Origin of the sequence: Streptomyces olivaceoviridis (assembly GCF_014650115.1) — a bacterium.
Taxonomy (GTDB): Bacteria; Actinomycetota; Actinomycetes; order Streptomycetales; family Streptomycetaceae; genus Streptomyces; species Streptomyces olivaceoviridis.
In genome coordinates this window covers 26,380-45,945 of record NZ_BMUI01000033.1, presented here as the reverse complement: position 1 = coordinate 45,945, position 19,566 = coordinate 26,380, and the positions used below count along the sequence as shown (strand labels likewise).

Here is a 19,566-nt window from a genome sequence, read left to right as displayed (position 1 = left end):
CCCATGGCCGCGCCGACCCGCGACGACGGTTCCCCGGACGGCGGCACGCGGCGGCAGGCCGCCGAACCGGCCCGGCGCTGCCCGCGTCGTCGGCCGGCGCCGCACGCGGAAGCGCCCCGGCCCGCGGGCGGCCTCGGCGCCACGGCCGGGCGCCCGCGCGACGCCGCACCGGCCCGGCTCGCCCGCAGCGTGAGCCGGCGGGCCCCCGCCGCCGGTATCGCCGTCGCGCTCGAGGAGAGCGCCAACCACCCGACGGTTCGCGCGCTCGCCGCGGCTGCCACCGCCGCGCAGGACGGCAGCCGATGACGTCACTGCCCCTGGCCTCCCCCGACGAACTCGACGAACTGGACTTCGCCGACCCCCGGTTGCACGCCGAGTACGACCTGACCGAGGTGTGGCGCCGGCTGCGGGCCGAGCGCCCCTTCCACCGCCAGCCCGCGCGCGGCTCGCGGCCGGGGTTCTGGGTGATCACCCGGTACGCCGACGTGGTGGAGGTCTACCGAAGCCGGGAGTTCACCACCGAGCACGGCAACAGCCTGCCCACCCTGCTCACCGGAGGGGACGCGGCCGCGGGGACGCTGCTCGCGGTGACCGACGGACTGCGCCACCAGCGGATCCGCGCGATCCTGACGAGGGCGTTCTCCCCGCGGGTACTCGCCGCTGTCCAGGAGGGCGTGCGCCGCACGGCGGACGAACTCGTGGCGGCGGCCGTCGCCAAGGGCGAAGCCGACTTCGTCCGGGACGTCGCCGCGAACATTCCGCTAGGCGCGGTCTTCGACCTGCTCGGCGTGGCGCGGGGAGACCGGCAGTACCTGCTCGGCCTCGTCTTGCGGGCAGGGCGTTCCAGGCACGCCGACGCCCCGCCGGAGGACTCCTGGACCGCCGAGAGCGAGATCCTGCTCTACTTCGCCGACCTGGCACGGACCCGGCGCGGCGGTGACGGCGACGACGTGGTGAGTCTGCTCGCCAACTGCCGCATCGACGGGGAGCCGCTCAGCGACGCCGAGCTGATGGCCGACTGCCACGGCCTGCTGACCGGCGGGGACGAGACCGGCCGGCACGCCATCTCCGGCGGTCTGCTGGCACTGATCGGGAACCCGGAGCAGTGGGACGCGCTCAGGAGCGGCGCCCTGGACCTCCGGGTGGCCGCCGACGAGGTCCTGCGCTGGACCGTGCCCTCGCTGCACGGTGGCAGGACGGCCACCGCCGACGTCGAGGTGAACGGCCGGCCGATCCGGGCGGGCGAGATCGTCAGCGCCTGGATCGCCTCGGCCAACCGGGACGGCGACGTCTTCCCGGACCCCGACCGCTTCGACCTCACCCGCACCCCGAACCGGCACCTGGCCTTCGCCTCCGGCGCGCACCACTGCCTCGGTCACGTCCTTGCCCGGGCCGGGATCGAGGCCGTACTGGACAGCCTGCGCCGGATGGTGTCCGGCGTGCGGCAGACCGCGCCGGAGACCTGGATCCACTCCAGCATCCTGCACGGCATGAACACCCTGCCCGTCACGTTCGAAGCCGATCCGGCGGGCCTGCCCCCATGACGGAGGAGCACGGCGTGCCGCCTGTCTCCGCCCCGTCGACCAGAACCGGCCGCCTGATCCGTGGACGGCTTCGCGCACCGCGACCGGTGACCGGACCCAGCAGAACGGAATACACTCATGATCAACACATCGTTGCCCATCGTCCCGCAGGACAGCACCGACCAGCGGGAGGTCTTCGCCACCGCACTGGTCCGCCAGGCGCCGCTGCCCGAGCGGCTGAACACCGTCCTGCTGGAGATGGAGAAGGTCGCCAGGGACGAGGGCATCCCCGTCATCGGACGGCTGGAAGGCGCCATCGTCCGCACGCTCACCGCGCTGCGCGGCGACAGCGTGACGCGGGTGCTCGACCTGGGTACCGCGATCGGCTACTCGGCGCTGTGGCTGGCGTACGCGCTGCCCGAGGGCGGCAAGGTCACCAGCATCGAACTCGACCCCGAACGGGCGGCACGTGCCGCTGACTTCATCGACCGCGCAGGCATGGCCGACCGCATCGAGATCCTCGTCGGTGACGCCTTCGAGCTGGTCCCGGAACTCGGCACCTACGACCTGATCTTCCAGGACATCATGAAGCACCGGTACTTCGGCAGCGACCCCTCGCTCGCCACCGAGTTGCTGAAGCTGTCGAAGGCGCACCTTGAGGTGAACGGCCTCCTCATGATCGACAACGCCTTCTGCGGGGGCGGCGTCGTCGCCGGGGAGACCGCCGAACACTCGAACGAACTGGTCGGCGTACGGAACATGAACACGGCGCTCGCCGAGGACCCCGACTTCGACGGCGTCATCCTGCCGGTGCGCGACGGTCTCTGGGTCGCGCGGCGCACGGCCTGAGGGCCGGGCGGCAGAGCGACGGCACCGACGAGGGGGACACCATGACGACCGGGCAGGACATCGAGGAGCTGGTGCGGTTCGTACTCGCACCGGGCACGAGCGACGACCCGTTCGCCCACTACCGCCGGCTCCGCGAACTCGCCGACGTCCACCGCAGCGAACGGACCGGTACGACACTCGTGTCGCGCTACGCGGACTGCCGGCAGGTCCTGGCCGACCAGGAGACCTTCCGGGTCGTCGACACCGACTGGATGGCGGACAACATCCCCGGATGGCGGCCGTCGCGCAGTCAGGAGCAGTTCCTGTCGTCGCTGTTCTTCCGCAACCCACCGGACCACACCAGGCTGCGGCGGCAGCTGTCGCGGGGGTTCACCGCACGCCGGCTGCAGGTGCTGCGCCCGGTGGTGGAGAAGGAGGTGCTGAGCGCGCTCGACCGGCTCGCCGCCGTCCCGTCCGGTCACGTCGCCGACTTCCAGGAACTCGTCTCCGTTCCGCTGAGCCTGGCGGTGCTCGGCGGCCTGCTGGGCATCCCCGTGCGTGAGCACCCCCGCTGCTGGACGCTGCTGCACGAAGCGGTCCCGGCACCCGACCCCGGCGCCGACGAGGCGGCCAGGGCGGCCATGGGCCGGCAGGCGGACGAGGCCGCAGCCGAACTCGGCGCGTTCTTCACGGAGTTGATCGCCGGCAAGCGCACCGAGCCCGGCGACGACCTGATCAGCGCCTGCCTGGCGGAACAGGCGGGCGACCCCGAGCAGCTGACCGACCGTGAGCTGGCGCTCGCGGTACTCCCGGTCTTCGGGGCCGGCGTGACGACCCTGAGCGACACCCTCGGCAACATCATGCACACCCTGCTGACCAACCCCGACCAGCTGGAGCGGCTCTCCGCCGACCCGGCGCGGGCCGAACGGGCAGCCGCCGAGGCGTTCCGGCACAGCGGCGGCTACCACATCACCCGCCGCTACGCGACGCGCGACACCGAGATCCGCGGGGTGCCGGTCGCCGCGGGATCGATCGTGGTGCTCCTGCTGGCCGGGGCGAACCGCGACCCGGAGGTGTTCGCCCGGCCGGAGGAACTGGACATCGAGCGTCCCGAGACCGCGTCACTGGCGTTCGGCACCGGAATCCACCACTGCCTCGGCGCTGCGCTGGCGAAACTGCTGGTCGAAACCGTGTGCGGGGCGCTGCACCGGGGGCCGGCGCTGCGCCCCGCCGGGGCACCCCGGTGGCGGCCGTCGCTGCTGTTCTTCGGACCGGTGCGCCTGCCGGTCACGGTCGTGGCGGGCCCCCGCACGGCGCGACCGGCCCGGTAGCGGCCGGCGGTCGCCACGGCGCGGGCGGCGCCCGCACACCACTCACGTATTCGCTCGTACTCACCCCCAGGCCCGGCGGCGAACACCGCCGCCGGCCGGGGACTTCGGCCGGCCCGCCGCGTCCGCGGCACCGCCGGCCCGGGGCGCCGTCGATCGGCGGAAACCGCACCGACGCCCCGACGCGTTCGCTTCGACAAGCCTGGAGGACGGACTTGAGCACGCCGGAACAGGATCTCGTAAAGGCGCTGCGCGCGTCGGTCAAGGAGACCGCGCGCCTCCGGCAGAAGAACGCCCAGTTGCTCGCCGCCGCCTCCGAGCCGATCGCCGTCGTGTCGATCGGCTGCCGCTTCGCGGGCGGGATCGCCGGCCCGGAGGACTTCTGGAAGGTCGTGTCCGAGGGCACGGACGTGTACACGCCGTTCCCCGACGACCGTGGCTGGGACCTCGAAGGGCTCTACGACCCCGACCCGGACACCCCCGGCACGACCTATGTGAACCAGGGCGCCTTCCTCCATGACGCGGCCCAGTTCGACGCGAGGTTCTTCGGGATCTCCCCGCAGGAGGCCCTGGCGATGGACCCCCAGCAGCGGCAGCTCCTGGAGGTGTGCTGGGAGACGCTGGAGCGGTCGGGGATCGACCCGCAGAGCCTGCGCGGCTCCGACACCGGCGTGTACGCCGGCATCGTGCACCAGGACTACGCGCCCGACCTCCCCGGAGCGGAGGACTTCCTCAGCCTGGAGCGCGCGCTCGGCAGCGCCGGCGGCATCGCCTCCGGCCGGGTGGCCTACTGCCTCGGGCTGGAGGGCCCGGCCGTCACCGTCGACACCATGTGTTCCTCGTCGCTGGTCGCCATCCACCTGGCGTCCCAGGCGCTGCGGCGCGGCGAGTGCTCGCTGGCCCTCGCCGGCGGGGCCACCGTGATGGCCACCCCGGGCGGCTTCGTCGGTTTCGCGCGCCAGCGCGGCCTCGCCTTCGACGGACGGTGCAAGTCCTTCTCCGCGACCGCGGACGGCAGCAGCTGGGCCGAGGGCGTCGGCGTCGTCCTGCTGGAACGGCTCTCCGACGCGGAGCGCAACGGACACCGGGTCCTCGCCGTGATCCGAGGCTCGGCCGTCAACTCCGACGGGGCCTCCAACGGGCTGACCGCTCCGAACGGGCCGTCCCAGCAACGCGTCATCCGCAGCGCGCTGACCGCCGCGGGGCTGTCCACCGACGACATCGACGCCGTAGAGGCCCACGGCACCGGGACCACCCTGGGCGACCCGATCGAGGCACAGGCACTCATCGCCACCTACGGACAGGGCCGCGACCCGAAACGGCCGTTGCTGCTCGGCTCGGTCAAGTCCGTCCTCGGCCACACCCAGGCCGCCTCCGGGGTGGCCGCCGTGATCAAGACCGTACTCGCGCTGCGCCACCGCTACCTGCCCGCGACCCTGCACGTGGACAGCCCGACCCCGCAGGTCGACTGGTCCTCGGGAACCGTCGAGCTGCTCACCGAGGGGCGCGAGTGGCCGGAGAGCGGCCGGCCCCGCCGGAGCGGCATCTCCGCCTTCGGCGCCAGCGGGACCAACGTCCACATGATCCTGGAGGAGGCTCCCGGCGACCTGCCGGCCGAGGCCCCCGCCGCCACCCCGTCGGAGCCCGGACGCACGGTGCCGTTCGTCGTCTCGGCCCGTACCCCGTCGGCGCTCGCGGGCCAGGCCCGGCGGCTCCGCGGACCCGTCGACGACGGGGTCGCACTCGGTGACCTCGCCTCCGCGCTGGTGACCGGCCGCGCGCTGATGAGTCACCGGGCCGTGCTCCTCGCCCGCACCCGGGACGAGCTGCGCGACGGACTCGCGCTGCTGGCCGAGGGCCGCACCGGCACCGGCGTGATCACCGGTGCCGCGGGCCAGACCGGGCCCGGCAAGACCGTCTTCGCGTTCCCGGGGCAGGGCACCCAGTGGGCCGGCATGGGGCGCGAACTGCTCGACGTCTCCCCGGTCTTCGCCGCCCGTATCGCCGAATGCCAGGAGGCGTTCGAGCCGTGGGTCGACTGGTCGCTGACCGACGTGCTCCGCGGCGACGGCACCGAGCTGGAGCGCGTCGACGTCGTCCAGCCCGTGTGCTTCGCCGTGATGGTCGCCCTGGCCGAGGTCTGGAAGTCCGCGGGCGTGGTCCCGGACGCGGTGATCGGCCACTCCCAGGGTGAGATCGCGGCGGCCTGCGTGGCCGGCGCGCTGTCCCTCGCCGATGCCGCGCGGGTGGTGACCCTGCGCAGCCAGGCCATCGCCGAAGTGCTGCCGCGCGGCGGCGGCATGGCCTCCGTCGGGCTGCCGCTGGACCAGGTGCGCGCGCTGATCGAACCCTGGGCCGAGCGGCTGCAGGTCGCCGCGGTCAACGGCCCGTCCGCGGTGGTGGTGGCCGGCGAGGGCGCCGCGCTGGACGAACTGGCCGCTCGGGCGGGCGAACTGGACTTCCGGTTCCGCCGGATTCCCGTCGACTACGCCTCGCACAGCCACTACGTCGAGAGCATCAGGCCCACCCTGGAGGCCGACCTGGGCGGGCTGGGGTCGTCGGCGCCGCGCATCCCCTTCTACTCCACGGTCGAGGGCAGGTGGCTCGACGAGCAGGACCGGCTCGACGCCGACTACTGGTACCGCAATCTGCGGCAGCCGGTCCTGTTCGAGCCGGCCGTCCGGGAGCTGATCGCCGAGGACCACCGGATCTTCGTCGAACTCGGCGCGCACCCCGTCCTGGTGCCGGCCGTCACCGACATCGCCGAGGAACTGGACGCGGACGTCCTGGCGGTCGGCTCGACGCGCCGGGACGAGGGCGGCATGGACCGGATGCTCGCCTCGATGGCCGAGGCGTTCGTGCGCGGGGTGACGGTCGACTGGACCACGGCCGTCCCCGACCGCGGGCCGGCCCCGGTGGACCTGCCCACCTACCCGTTCGACCACCAGCGGTACTGGATCACCATGCCCGGCACCGGGGCCGGCGCCGAGTCACTGGGCCAGGTGACCAGCGAGCACCCGCTCCTCGGCGCGGTGGTGGAACTGCCGCAGACCGACGGCCTGGTCTTCACCTCACGGCTGTCCCTGGCGACCCATCCCTGGCTGGCCGGCCACCGCATCCAGAACGTCGTGCTCGTGCCCGGGACCGCCTACGTCGACCTGGCCATCCGGGCCGGCGACGAGTTCGGCCACGGCGTCCTCGACGAACTCGTGATCGAGGCACCCCTGGTGCTCCCCGCGGAAGGCGCCGTCCGGGTCCAGGTCGCGGTCGGTGGCACGGACGCGACGGGACGCCGCCCGGTCGAGGTGTACAGCTCCCGGGACGGAGAGGGCTGGACCCGGCACGCGGCGGGCATGCTGTCCGACTCCCACGCCGCCGTCGGCGGCAGCGGATTCGACTTCGGCCAGTGGCCGCCGCCCGGCGCACGCCGGGAGGACACCGACGACTTCTACGCCCGCCTCGCCGAACGCGGATACGACTACGGGCCGGCCTTCGCCGGACTGACCGCCGTCTGGCGGCGCGGCGAGGAGATCTTCGCCGAAGCCGTGCTGCCGGCCGAACACCGCGAGGACATCGAGAAGTTCGGCATCCACCCCGCGCTCCTGGACGCCGCGCTGCACGCGAACGCCTTCCACCGGCACGAGGACGACCGCAACGTCCTCCCCTTCGCCTGGAACGGCGTCCAGCTGCACGCGGCCGGCGCCGGCGCGCTGCGCGTCCGGGTCGCGCCGTGCGGTCCCGACGCCCTTTCCTTCGACGCCGCGGACGAGACCGGGGCACTGGTCCTGACCATGCAGTCCCTGGTCTCCCTGCCCATCTCCGACCTGGGCGCCGACCCCGCCCAGGCCCCCGACGCGCTCTGGCAGCTCGACTGGACGCGTGTGCCGTCCGCGGCCGGGCAGCAGGCGCAGCACCGGGCCGTCGTCGCCACCTCCGGTGACGTGGTGCGGATCACGCTCGCCGAGGATCTGGGCGAGCCCGTGCCCGACCTCGCCGTGCTCGACCTCACCGCGCCTCCCGGAACCGACACCGGGGCCCGTACCGGGGACGATCCGCTGCCGCTGCTGTGCCGGGTTCTCGGAGTGCTCCAGGCCTGGCTGGAGGAGCCTGCCCTCGCAACGGTGCCGCTGGTCGTGGCGACCCGGGGCGCGGTGCCGGTACGCGGACCGGTCACCGACCCGGGCGGCGCCGCCGTGTGGGGACTGCTGCGTGCCGCGCAGGCCGAGAACCCCGGCCGGTTCGTCCTGGTGGACCTGGAGCCCGGCGCCGACCGGGACCGGGCGATCGGGGCGGCCCTCGCCAGTGGTGAGCCGCAGACCGCCGTACGCGACGATGCCGTCCTCGCCCCGCGACTCGGCCGCGCCCGGCTCACCGAACCCGACGCACCCGACGCACCCGACGTACCCACGGGATTCGCCGAGGACGGCACCGTGCTGATCACCGGCGGCACCGGAGTACTCGGCGCGCTGCTGGCCCGGCACCTGGTGCGCGAGCACGGCGTACGCCGGCTGGTGCTCGCGAGCCGGCGCGGCCCGGCAGCCGAGGGCGTGACCGCGCTCGTGGACGAACTGACCGGGCAGGGCGCGTCCGTCGTCGTCGCCGCCTGCGACGTGTCGGACCGTGACGCCCTCGCGGAACTGCTCGCCGCCGTCCCGTCCGAGCACCCGCTGACCGGCGTCATCCACGCCGCGGGTGTCCTGGACGACGGCGTCATCGCCGGCCTGGACCCGCACCGCATGGCCGGCGTCTTCGCGCCGAAGGCGGGCGCGCTGCGCCTGCTGGACGAGCTGACCCGGGAACGGCCGCCCCAGGTCTTCGCCGCGTTCTCCTCGGCCGCCGGCGTCTTCGGCTCCGCGGGCCAGGGCAACTACGCGGCGGCCAACGCCTACGTCGACGCCGTCGTCTCGGCCCGGCGGGCGGCGGGACTGCCCGCCGTGTCCCTGGCCTGGGGCCTGTGGAGCCCGGTCACCGGGATGACGGGACAGCTCGCCGACGTCGACCGCACTCGGATGAGCCGGGGCGGCGTCCGACCGATGTCGACGGCCGAGGCACTCACCCTCTTCGACCTCGGCATCCGTTCGGGCAACCCGCTCCTCGTGCCGATCCGGCTCGATCTCGGTGCCGTACGCGCCGAGGCAGCCGCGGACGGCACCGTCCCCCCGCTGTTCCGCGCCCTCGTGCGCCCGCCGCGGCGGACGGCCCAGGCCGCCGCCGGCGCCGAAGGAGCGCTGGCCCGCAGGCTCGCCGGGCTCCCCGACCAGGAGCGGACCGAGCTGGTGCTCGACGTCATCCGCACCGAGGTGTCGGCCGTCCTCGGTCTGGGCGAGGCCGACCCCGCCCTGGACTCCGAGCGATTCGGCGACATCGGCTTCGACTCGCTGACCGCCGTCGAACTGCGCAACCGGCTGTCGGCGGCCACCGCTGTCAAGCTGCCCGCCACGCTCGTCTTCGACTACCCCACACCGGTCGTGCTCGCCCGGCACCTGCTCGAACAACTGGGCGGCACGGTCGACGCCGTCACCCCCGTGCGCCCGGTCGCCCCGGCCGAAGCCACGGACGACGACCCCGTCGTGATCGTCGGCATGGCGTGCCGGCTGCCCGGCGGGGTCACCTCGCCCGCCGAGCTGTGGCAGCTGGTCGCCGACGGCCGGGACGGCATCTCGGAGTTCCCGGACGACCGCGGATGGAACCTCGACGGCCTCTTCGACTCCGACCCCGACCGCGCCGGCACGGCCTACACCCGCCGGGGCGGATTCCTGCGGGACGCCGGGTACTTCGACGCCGCCCTGTTCGGGATCTCCCCGCGCGAGGCGCTGGCCATGGACCCCCAGCAGCGGCTGCTCCTGGAGACCACCTGGCAGGTGCTGGAGAGCGCGGGCATCGACCCGTCGTCGGTACGCGGCGAACGCGTCGGCGTCTACACCGGCATGTCGATCCACGACTACCTGGGCTCACTGGCCGACGTGCCCGCCGAACTCGAAGGCTTCACCACCACCGCCACCGCCGGCAGCGTCGCCTCCGGACGGGTGTCCTACGTCTTCGGGCTGGAGGGCCCGGCCATGACGGTGGACACCGCCTGCTCGTCGTCCCTCGTGGCCATCCACCTCGCGGCCCAGGCGCTGCGCCTGGGCGAGTGCGAACTGGCCCTCGCCGGAGGCGTCGCCGTCATGGGCTCCCCGGTCGGCGTAACCGGCTTCTCCCGCGCCCGCGGCCTGGCCGCGGACGGCAGGTGCAAGGCCTTCGCCGCGGCTGCCGACGGCACCGTGCTCTCCGAGGGCGTGGGCGTCGTACTCCTGGAACGGCTGTCCGACGCCCGGCGCAACGGCCACCGTGTCCTCGCGGCGATCCGCGGCTCCGCGGTGAACCAGGACGGCGCCTCCAACGGCCTCACCGCGCCGAACGGCCCGTCGCAGCAGCGGGTGATCCGCGCGGCGCTGGCCGCCGCCGGGGTCGCGCCGGACGAGGTCGACACGCTGGAGGCCCACGGCACCGGCACCACGCTCGGCGACCCGAGCGAGGCCGAGGCGATCATCGCCACCTACGGGCGGGACCGCTCACCCGACCGGCCGCTGTGGCTGGGATCGGTCAAGTCCAACCTCGGCCACACCCAGGCCGCGGCCGGCGTGACCTCGGTGATCAAGATGGTCGGGGCCCTGACGCACGGCGTGCTGCCCGCGACGCTCTTCGTGGACGAGCCGACGCCGCACGTCGACTGGTCCGCGGGCACCGTCGCCCTGCTCACCGAGGAACGCCCCTGGCCCGAGACCGGCCGCCCGCGCCGGGCCGGCATCTCCTCGTTCGGAATCAGCGGCACCAACGCGCACCTGATCCTCGAACAGGCCCCGGCCGAACCGGCCACGGCGCCCGGCGACACGACCACACCGCCCGCCGTCGCGGCCACCGGGTCCGAACCGCCGGACGACGCGGCCGGTGCCGTACTGCCCTTCGTCGTCTCGGCCCACAACCCGGCCGCCCTGGCCGGCCAGGCGAAGCGGCTGCGCGCGGCCGTCGCGACCGGGCTGCCGCTGCCGGACACGGCGCGGACCCTGCTCAACGGCCGCGCCCTGCTCGCCCATCGGGCCGTCGTCGCCGCGGCGGACCGGGAAACCCTCCTCGACCGGCTCGACGCGATCGCCGCCGGGGAGCCCGCCCTCGGCGTCACCGCCGGAACGGCCGCGGTCGGCGCCGCCGCCTCGACCGTCTTCGTGTTCCCGGGACAGGGATCGCAGCGGCTCGGCATGGGACGCGAGCTGTACGCCCGCTTCCCCGTGTACGCGGCGGCCTTCGACGAGGCCTGCGCCCGCCTGGACGACCGGCTCCTCGGCGCGGTCGGCACCTCCGTGCGGGACGTCGTCTTCGCGGAACCGGACAGCCCGCAGGCGGCGCTGCTGGACCAGACCGTCCACACCCAGGCGGCGCTGTTCGCGGTCGAGACCGCACTGTTCCGCCTGGCCGAGTCGTGGGGCATCCGCCCGCGGCTGCTGCTCGGCCACTCCATCGGCGAGATCACGGCGGCGCACGTCGCCGGAATGCTGTCGCTGGAGGACGCGGCGACCGTCGTCGCCGCCCGGGGCCGGCTCATGCAGGCGCTGCCCGCCGGCGGCGCCATGGTCGCCGTGGCCGCCACCGAGGACGACGTCCGCCCCTTCCTCGGTGCGGGCGTCGACATCGCCGCCGTGAACCAGCCCTCCTCGGTGGTGCTCTCCGGCGACGAGGACGCGGTGCTCGCCGCCGCCGACGCGCTGCGCGCACAGGGCCGCAAGGCCAAGCGGCTCCAGGTGTCCCACGCCTTCCACTCCGCCCGGATGGACCCGATGCTCGCCGAGTTCCGCGCGGCGATCGCCGACGTCACCTGGCAGCCCGCGCGAATCCGCGTCGTCGCCCACCAGGACGGCGACATGACCAGCACCGACTACTGGGTCGAGCACGTACGCCGCACCGTGCGCTTCGCCGACGGCATGGCCGCCGCGCTCGACCAGGGCGGAAGGCTGTTCGTGGAGATGGGACCGGGCGCGGCCCTGACCGCGCCGATGCTGGAGACGGCCGCCGCCTCGGGCACCGAGCCGGTGTGCGCGCCGATGCTGCGCGACGGACACGACGAGGCGCAGACCGCGATCGGCGCGCTCGCCGAGCTGTTCGTACGGGGCGTCCCGGCCGACTGGCAGGCACTGCTCCCGGCCGGCGCGTCCGCCGTCGAGCTGCCGACGTACGCCTTCGACCGCACGCACTACTGGGTGAAGACGGCCGCCGGACGCACCGACGCGGCCGGCCTCGGACAGCTGCCCGCCGACCACCCGCTGCTGTCCGCCGTCGTCCCCGTGCCGGACACCGGCGGGTTCGTCGGCACCGCACGGCTGTCGTCGGCCACCCATCCGTGGCTGGACGGGCACCGGGTGCACGGGGCCACCGTGGTGAGCAGCGCGGCACTCCTGGACCTGGCCGTCCGGGCCGGTGACGAGGTCGGCTGCGGGGTGGTGGCGCGCCTCGCCGTCGAGACCCCGCTCGTCGTTCCGCCGAACGCCGGGGTACGGCTGGAGATCACCGTGGGTGCGGCCGACGAGCAGGGCTGCCGCCCGGTCACCATCCACGGTGCCCAGGACGGTTCCGGCACCTGGGTCCGGCACGCCGTCGGCGAACTGTCCGCGCGCACGCCGGCCGCGCCCGACCCGGCGCCGCGGGCGTGGCCGCCGGCCGGGGCCGAGCCGGTCGAGACGCCCGAGGAGAGCCCCGGGCTGCTGGGCATGTGGCGCCGGGGCGAGGAGACGTACGCGGAGGTCGCGCTCACCGACGACGGCACCGGCCCCGACGGCGCCCCGGAGTTCGGCCTCGACCCGGCCCTGCTGGAAGCGGTGACGCGGGCGGTGACGGCCGGTTCCACGGCCGCCACGGTGTGGGAGGAGGTCGTGCTGCACGCGAGCGGCGCACGCCGCGTGCGCGCCCGGCTGACCCCGCTCGGCGAGGACCGGTGGAGTCTTGAGGCGACCGACGGGTCCGGGATCCCGGTGCTGTCCGCCCGGTCCTGGACGGCGGCGCCGATCCGGCCGGAGGACCTGGGCGCCGGCGCCGCCGCGGACGCGATGTACCGGGTCGTCTGGACCGCCACGGAACCCTCCGCGGTACCGTCCGGGCAGACCGTGACGGTTCCGGTGACGAGCCCCGCGGACGTGACGGCGTTCGCGGCGCGGGCCACCGTGCCCGCTCCCGGACCCGTGTGGACCGCCGAAGAGGGGACCGGGGGGACCGGGCACGACGAACCGCAGCACAGCCCGCCGGCCGCCGCGGTGCTGGAGGTCGCCCCCGGCGGCGACGCACAGCCGCTGCTCGCGCACGTGCTCGCCGTGCTCCAGGCCTGGCAGCACGAGGCTCCCGCCGACGCCCGGCTCGTAGTCGTCACCCGCGGCGCCGCGCCCACCGGACCGGCCTCCGCCACCGACGCCCCCTCGGCCGCCGTCTGGGGCCTGGTCCGCGCCGCCCAGGCCGAGATGCCGGGCCGGACACTGCTGCTCGACCTCGACCCCGGGGCGGACACCGAGGCGGCGGTCGCGACGGCGTTGGCCACCGGCGAACCGCAGACGGCGGTGCGCGGCACCACCCTCCTGCTACCCCGCCTGGCGCCCGCCGGGCCGCTCGCGGAGCCGAGCGCCGGGCAGCCCGCGCTGGACCCCGACGGCACCGTCCTGATCACTGGCGGCACCGGCTCGCTCGGTGCCCTGGTGGCCCGCCACCTGGTCCGCGCCCGGGGTGCCCGGCACCTGCTGCTGGCCGGCCGGCGAGGACCGGCGGCCGAAGGCGCCGAGGAACTCGTCGCCGAACTGTCCCGACTGGGCGCCGCGGTGACCGTGGCCGCCTGCGACGTCTCGGACCGCGCCGCCGTGGCCACGCTCCTCGCCGGCATCCCGGCCGCCCACCCGCTCACCGCCGTCGTCCACACCGCAGGCGTCCTCGACGACGGTCTGCTCGGCGCGATGGACCCGGCCCGCCTCGCCGCCGTCCTCGGTCCGAAGGCCGAGGGCGCGCGGCACCTGGACGAGCTGACCCGGGACTGCGATCTCGCCGCGTTCGTGGCGTTCTCCTCGGCCGCCGGCCTGCTCGGCTCCGCCGGACAGGCCAACTACGCCGCCGCCAACGCCTACCTGGACGGGCTCATGACGGCGCGCCGCGCGGCCGGCCGACCGGGGGTGGCCCTGTCCTGGGGCCTGTGGGACCAGAGCGGCGGCATGACCGGGCACCTGGACACCACGGACCGGGCCCGGATGCGCCGCGGCGGCGTGCTGCCGCTGCGACCGGAGGAAGGCCTCGCCCTGTTCGACGCCGCCCTCGACGGCGGCGAGGCACACCTGGTGCCGATCAAGCTGGATCTCGCCGCCGCCCGCGCCGACGCCGCCGCAGGCGGTCCGGTCCAGCCGCTGCTGCGGCACCTCGTCAGGGCGCGCCGGCGCGCCGAAGACACGGCCGCCGCGAGCGATCTGCTCGCCGCGCTCGCCGGCCGCTCCCCGGCCGAGCAGGAGGCGTGGCTGCTGACCCTCGTCCGCTCCCGCGCCGCCCTCGTCCTGGGCCACGGGTCCGCCGACGACATCGATCCGGACACCGCCTTCCAGAGCGTCGGCATGGACTCGCTCGGCGGGGTGGAACTGCGCAACCGCCTGGCCGCCGCGACCGGACTGACCCTGCCCGCCACCCTGGTCTACGACTACCCCACCCCCCGGCAACTGGCCGGGTTCCTGCGCGACGAACTGGCCGGCACCGCCACACCCGCCGAGGCGGCGCCGGTGGTGGCCGCCGGAGCTCACGACGACATCGCCGTCGTCGGACTCGGCTGCCGGCTGGCGGGCGGGGTACGAGGACCGGACGACCTGTGGGAGCTGCTGATCCGCCGTGGGGAGGGACGGTCGCCGTTCCCGACCGACCGCGGCTGGGACCTGTCCACCGTCCCCGTGGAGGCCGGCAGCTTCCTGGCGGACGCCGCTGAGTTCGACGCCGGGTTCTTCGGCATCTCCCCGCGCGAGGCGACGGCGATGGACCCGCAGCAGCGGCTGCTGCTGGAGGTCGTGTGGGAGGCCCTGGAGGACGGCGGCCTGGACCCGGCCGCGCTGCGCGGGACCGACGTGGGCGTGTTCGTCGGTGTGATGGGCCAGGGCTACGGCATGTTCGGCGGCGACGCGCAATCCGACGGCCTGCGCGGCACCGGCGGCGCGGTCTCCGTGGTCTCCGGCCGCGTGTCCTACGTGTACGGCTTCACCGGCCCGGCGGTGTCCGTGGACACCGCCTGCTCCTCCTCCCTGGTGGCGATGCACCTGGCCATGCAGGCGCTGCGCAACGGCGAGTGCTCGCTGGCCGTGGTCGGCGGCGTCACCGTGATGGCCACGCCGGGCGCCTACGTCGAGTTCGCCAAGAACGGCGGGCTCGCGGCCGACGGCCGGTGCAAGGCGTTCGCCGCCTCCGCCGACGGCACCGGCAACGGCGAGGGCGTCGGCGTGGTACTGCTGGAACGCCTGGCCGACGCCCACGCCCACGGACACAGTGTCAGCGCCGTGGTACGCGGTTCCGCCATCAGCCAGGACGGCGCCTCCAACGGGCTCACAGCGCCCAACGGGCCGGCCCAGCAACGGGTGATCCGGCGCGCGCTCGCGGTCTCCGGGGTGGCCCCCGCCGACGTGGACGTCGTGGAAGCGCACGGCACGGGCACCCGGCTGGGCGACCCGATCGAGGCCCAGGCGCTGCTGGCCACCTACGGCCGGCGCGACCCCGAGCAGCCACTGTGGCTCGGCTCGGTGAAGTCCAACATCGGTCACACCCAGGCCGCCGCGGGCGTGGCGAGCGTGATCAAGATGGTGCTCGCGCTGCGCCACCAGACACTGCCGGCCACCCTGCACGTGGACGCCCCCACACCCGAGGTGGACTGGTCCAGCGGCACGATCCAGCTGCTGACCGACGCCCGGCCGTGGCCGTCCCGGCCCGGCCGCACCCGCCGCGCGGGCGTGTCCGCGTTCGGCCTCAGCGGCACCAACGCCCACCTCATCCTGGAGGAGCCGCCGCGGCGAGCGGTCGAGCCGGTGCGGAGCCCCGCCGAGGACGCCCCGCTGCCCTTCGTCCTGACGGCCGGCAGCCCGGCCCGGCTGGCCGCGCTCGCGGATCGGCTGGCCGACTTCGCCGAGCGTGGCACCGCGCCCCTGCCCGCGCTGGCCACCGCTCTGGCCCACGGACGTACCCGGCACCAGACGCGGACCACCGTGATCGCGGCCGACCGCGCCGAACTGGTCGACGGGCTGCGGGCGCTGGCCGCCGGTGGTGCCGACCGGGCGCCGGGCGGATCGTCCACCCCGGGCACCCAGACGGTGTTCCTCTTCCCGGGCCAGGGCGGCCACTGGGTCGGCATGGGCCGCGAACTGATGGACCACTCGCCCGAGTTCCGGGCCTGGGTGCGGCGATGCGACGCGCTGCTCGCCGAGTACGACCTCGACTGGACGCTGGAGCAGGCGCTCGGCGGCGAGAACGATCTGTCCCGGGTGGACGTGATCCAGCCCGCCTCGTTCGTCATGATGACCGGTCTGGCCCAGCTCTGGGCGTCCGCCGGTGTGGTGCCGGACGTGGTGCTCGGCGCGTCGCAGGGCGAGATCGCCGCGGCATGCGTCGCGGGCCTGCTGTCCGTGCCGGACGCGCTGCGCGCGATCGTGCTGCGCTCCCGGATGGCCGCGGCGCTCCCGTCCACCGGCGGGATGCTCGTGGTCGGCGTGAGCCGCGCACGGATGACGGAGATGCTCGCCGACTACGGGGGCCGGGTAGAGATCGCCGCGGTGAACGGTCCGGTGAACGTGGCCGTCTCCGGCGAACGCGCCGCCATCGAGGAGCTGGCCGCCGCCGCGGCCGACCAGCAGCTCTGGTTCCGCAGGATCCGGGCGGACTACGCCTCCCACTCGTTCCTCGTCGACGAACTCCAGGAGCCGATGCTGGCCGCCCTGGACGGGATCGGGGAACGGCCCGCACAGGGGCTCGTCCCGGGCTGCCGGTTCTACTCCACCGTCGACGGTCGCTGGATCGGCCCCGACGAACTCCTGGACGCCGGCTACTGGTTCCGCAATCTGCGCCGGCCGGTCGAACTGGACGCCGCTGTCCGCGCGGTGAGCGCCGACGCGCGCGCCGTGGTCGAGGTCTCCGCCCATCCCGGGCTGGTCCCGTCCCTCCTCGACATCATCCACGACACCGGCCGGACCACGCCGGTGCTCGCCACCCTGAGGCGCGGCGAGGGCGGCCGGGAGCGGTTGACGACCGCCTTCGCGGAAGCCTTCGCCGCCGGCCTGCCGGTCTCCTGGGCGACGGCCCTCCCCACCGGACAGGCCGGCTGGCGGGACCTCTGCCGCGAGCTGCCGACCTATCCGTTCGACCACCGGCGCTACTGGCTGCGGAGCTCGCGGACCACCGACACCGGCGCTCTCGGCCTGGCCCGCACCGAGCACCCGCTGCTCACCACGATGGTCGAACTGCCCGGCTCGGACGGGCTGATGGCCGTCTCACGGCTCTCGGCGCACGATCAGCCCTGGCTCACCGCCGGTACCGACGGCGGTCCGGTCGAGGTGCCCGGCTCGCTCTGGGTCGAGCTGGCCATCCGGGTCGGGGACGAGGTCGACTGCGGTGACCTGGAGGAGCTGGAGCTGACGGCGCCCCTGGTCCTGGGCCCCGGGGACGCGGCACGGCTGCAGATCTGCGTCGACGGCGCCGACGCCGCCGGCCGCCGTCCGGTGACCGTGCGGTCGGCACCCGCGACGACGGACCGGGACCGGCCCGTGTGGACCCTGCACGCACAGGGCGTGCTGTCACCCACCGCCCCCGCCACCGAGCCCGAGCCGGACCCGGCCCCCTGGCCGCCGGCCGGCGCCGAACCGGTCGGCCTCGACGAACTGCCCGTGGCGACCGGCGCCGCCGTGCCGCCGGCCCTGCGCGCGGTGTGGCGGCGCGGCGAGGACGTCTACGCCGACGTGGCCGTCCCCGCCGACCAGACCGACGCCGTCGGCCGTTTCGGCGTCCACCCGCTGCTGCTGGAGGCCGCGGCGCACGTGGCGGGCTTCCCGGCGGGCCACGTGCCGTCGGCCTGGCAGCAGGTCGTGTTGCACGCGTCCGGCGCCTCGGCGCTGCGCGTCCGGCTGCGGCGGACCGGCGACGGAGTCAGCCTGGAGGCGGCCGACCACACGGGCCTGCCGGTGCTCACCGCGGCCCGCATCACGGCCGGGCCGGCGACCGTGGCACCGGCGGGACGGGGCGGCCGTGCCCTGCGGACCGAATGGGTCCCGCTCGACGACGGGCGGCCGGGTAGCGCCGTCGAGATCGTCACCGTCGACAGCGACGACGCCGTGTACCGGGTTGCCGCGGACCCGTCGCCCCTGGGAGCCGCAGCGACCGCAGTGTTCGACGTCGGCGCGGGCCGGGAACCCGAGGACGCCTGCCGGCGGGCGCTCGCCGTCGCACAGGCCTGGCTGGACGAGCCGGATCTGGCGGGCCGGGCCCTGGTGGTGCGCACCCGCGCCGCGGTGCCGGCCGGTCCCCGGGACACCGGTGCGGCGGCGCCCGACCCGGCCGCGGCGGCGGTGTGGGAGATGTACGCCGCGATCCAGGCCGAGTACCCGGGACGGTTCGTGCTGCTCGACGACGCACCGGAAGAGCCCCGCACCGCACCTGCAGACCGCGGCACGGCAAGCCTGGGCCGGGTCCTGGCCGCGGCCGTACCGCAGGCCGCCGTGCGCGCCGGGCGGGTGCACGTGCCGCGGCTGGTACCGGTCGCCACGACGGAGGCCACGGCCCCGGCCCTCGATCCGGACGGCACCGTCCTGGTCGTCGGCGGCACCGGCACGGCCGGCGCCCGGGTGGCCCGGCACCTGGCCGCCGAGCACGGTGTGCGCCACCTCGTCCTCGCCGGACGGGGCGGACCCGGCACCGAGGGCGCTGCGGCTTTGGCCGCCGACCTCACCGCCCTCGGCGCGTCGGTGACCGTCCGGGCCTGCGACGTCGCCGACCGGGACGCGCTGCGCCGGCTGCTGGACGGCATCCCGGACGAGCACCCGCTCACCGGCGTGGTGCACGCCGCGGGGCTGCCCGACGACACCCGGCTCGCGGAGCTGGACGCGGACCGGCTCACCGAGGTGCTGGCCGCGCGCACCGAGTCGCTGCGCCACCTCGCCGACCTCACCGCGGACGACCGCCTCGCCCTGTTCCTGGTGGTCACCTCGGCAGCGGCCCTGCTGGGGCCGGTGCATCATCCGGCGAACGCCGCGGCCGACGGCTTCGCGCGGGCGGTCGTGGCCCGCCGCCGGATGGCCGGGCAGGCCGGCAGCGCCCCGGTGCTGCTGCCCGCTGTGGCCGGGACCGGCGGCGCGCCCGACCCGGACGTGGCGCTGTCGGCGGTGTCCGAGGCGCTGCGCTCCGGCGAGCCGTTCCCGGTGCCCGGCCGGCCCGAGCAGTGGGCCGCTCCGGCGGCCGGCCGTCCCGTGCCGCCGTTGCTGCGCGGGCTGGTCCGCTCACGTCGGCGGTCGGCCGCCCACACGGCGGAGTCCGCCGCGGGTGCCGAGAACGGGTGGAGGGAGCAGTTGGCCGGGCAGAGCCCCGACGAGCGGGAGCGGACCGTACTGGACCTGGTGCGAGCGCAGTTGACCGAGGTGCTCGAACTGGATCCGGCCGAACCGGTCGACGCCCAGCGCGGGTTCTTCGAACTGGGCCTGGACTCGCTGCTGGCGATCGAGCTGTCCCGGCGGATCGGCGACCGTACCGGCACCGGGCTGACTTCCGCGGCCGTCTTCGGCCACCCGACGCCGGCCGCGCTCACCGGCTACCTGCTGGCACGCCTGGACGGGGCGATGGCCGATGCCTGACGGTTGCGCACCCGCGGCAGCGGCGCGACG

The 19,566-nt window shown here is 75.3% G+C and carries 5 protein-coding genes; all 5 read left to right on the top strand.

The window, feature by feature from the left end:
- Positions 1 to 3: 3 nt before the first annotated feature.
- The 5 genes from IE273_RS37180 (at position 4) to IE273_RS37160 (ending at position 19,536) form a co-directional block, all read left to right on the top strand.
- Positions 4 to 306, top strand: coding sequence for a hypothetical protein (locus tag IE273_RS37180; RefSeq protein ID WP_189819540.1), 303 nt, complete (start codon positions 4 to 6; stop codon positions 304 to 306).
- Positions 303 to 1,544, top strand: a complete 1,242-nt coding sequence (locus IE273_RS37175; RefSeq protein ID WP_189819539.1) for a cytochrome P450 — start codon at positions 303 to 305, stop codon at positions 1,542 to 1,544. Before IE273_RS37180 ends, IE273_RS37175 begins: the two co-directional genes overlap by 4 nt.
- Positions 1,545 to 1,661: 117 nt before the next feature.
- Entirely contained in the window at positions 1,662 to 2,372 is a 711-nt protein-coding gene (locus IE273_RS37170; protein ID WP_189819538.1) for an O-methyltransferase, read from the top strand.
- Positions 2,373 to 2,413: 41 nt separating this feature from the next.
- Positions 2,414 to 3,682 (top strand): cytochrome P450, encoded by a 1,269-nt coding sequence (locus tag IE273_RS37165; RefSeq protein ID WP_189819537.1) that lies wholly within the window; start codon positions 2,414 to 2,416, stop codon positions 3,680 to 3,682.
- Between the two features lie 212 nt (positions 3,683 to 3,894).
- The gene (locus IE273_RS37160) at positions 3,895 to 19,536 is read left to right on the top strand and encodes a type I polyketide synthase (protein ID WP_189819536.1); all 15,642 of its coding nucleotides are present in this window, start codon (positions 3,895 to 3,897) and stop codon (positions 19,534 to 19,536) included.
- Positions 19,537 to 19,566 lie beyond the last annotated feature (30 nt).

Excerpts from the sequence above, each read along its gene's own strand:
- IE273_RS37175 (WP_189819539.1), top strand. The coding sequence starts at position 303 with ATGACGTCACTGCCCCTGGCCTCCCCCGACGAACTCGACGAACTGGAC.
- IE273_RS37170 (WP_189819538.1), top strand. The coding sequence starts at position 1,662 with ATGATCAACACATCGTTGCCCATCGTCCCGCAGGACAGCACCGACCAG.
- IE273_RS37180 (WP_189819540.1), top strand. The coding sequence starts at position 4 with ATGGCCGCGCCGACCCGCGACGACGGTTCCCCGGACGGCGGCACGCGG.
- IE273_RS37165 (WP_189819537.1), top strand. The coding sequence starts at position 2,414 with ATGACGACCGGGCAGGACATCGAGGAGCTGGTGCGGTTCGTACTCGCA.